This is a genomic window from Pelosinus sp. sgz500959 (assembly GCF_042610375.1).
Lineage (GTDB): Bacteria > Bacillota > Negativicutes > DSM-13327 > DSM-13327 > CTSoil-075.
On record NZ_JBGJZL010000038.1, the window covers coordinates 1 to 1324 of the forward strand.

General features: G+C 38.7%; 2 protein-coding genes. Both read left to right on the top strand.

Annotation, left to right across the window (positions count from 1 at the left end; all coding sequences use genetic code 11):
- On the top strand, positions 1–420 hold a 420-nt coding region (locus ACAN52_RS21820), incomplete at its 5' end, for a hypothetical protein (protein ID WP_378957252.1).
- Positions 402–1271 (top strand): IS3 family transposase, encoded by an 870-nt coding sequence (locus tag ACAN52_RS21825; protein ID WP_378957253.1) that lies wholly within the window; start codon positions 402–404, stop codon positions 1269–1271. The genes ACAN52_RS21820 and ACAN52_RS21825, both read left to right, overlap by 19 nt.
- The last annotated feature ends 53 nt before the right edge of the window (positions 1272–1324 follow it).

Consider the following 1324-nt stretch of genomic DNA (forward strand, 5'->3'; position numbering starts at 1 on the left):
ACTGCAGTGCATCTGAAAAAATGGACAATAGCTGATGGGGACATTAGACTATATACAAAGGGGTGCATGCTGATGGTTAAAAGAGAGTATAGTCAAGAATTTAAGCTTTCGGTAATTAGAGAATACCTTAACTGCCCTCACGGCATACGTGTAGTTTCCAGATCCTTTGGCTTGCCATCAAAGAACTATATTACGCGATGGATAAACGAATTGAGCAAAGTAGGACTCGTTACAGAAGAGGAACTAGTTGCAGCAGGGAAAAAATCAACTGCCGGAAAACAAAGTATTAAACATCCCTACCAAGTTCATGAGCCATCTCCTAGAGAAAGGATGCTGGATCAGGAAAACTTGCGATTAAGAGCTGAAATTGATTTTTTAAAAAAGCTTCAAGAAATCGAGGGGTGGAATGTAAAAGGGTAGACATCTATAAATCCATTCTTGAACTAACAGTCAAATACACGATAACCTTGCTTTGCAAAATCGCGCATGTCAGTAGAAGCGGTTATTACCGCTGGTTAGCGCAAAAGCCTAAGCAAGTTGACTCTTTAAAAGATCTCATTGCATTTGAGCAAGCTAAAGTGCGTCAAATTTTAGGTTACCGCCAGATGAAGATAAAACTATATCAAAACTATGGATTGATTATAAGTGCTAATAAAGTCCTCAAAATTATGAGGGAAAATCAATTGCTGGCTTGTATCAGACGTAAAAAAATTAAACTAAACCGCCAGTTGGCTAAAGAGAATTTAGTAGCGGCTAATGTATTAAGCCGTAACTTTACCAGTACAAGGCCTGGCGAGAAATATGCTACAGATATAACCTATATACCAATTCCGAATTCTATGGTCTATGTATCAGTTATTCTAGATTTATTTAACAGGGAAGTAGTTGCCTATAAGATTAGTCAGAACCTAGACGCGACACTAGCAACAGATTTAGTAAGAAGTCTTTCGGAAAAGCGAGCAGTAGCTGGAGCATTATTACATAGCGATCAGGGCATACACTACACCAACAAAAGTTATCAAGAACTCTTAAATGAAAAGGGCATTATCGTAAGCATGTCGCGCAAAGGCAACTGTTGGGATAACGCCATCGCAGAGAACTTTTTTAGTCACTTCAAGTGTGAGTGTGTCAGGGTTCGAAAAAAATCATTTAGGTCGTTCTTAGACGTCTTCGAAGCAACTGAAGAATATATCGCTTATTACAATCACGAACGTACCCAGAAAAGGTTACGTGATTTATCTCCAATCACTTTTAGACAGCAACTCCCCTAAAATTTAAAGACATTTTGGGTGGGGACAGTGTCCACTATTTTAGATGCACTACA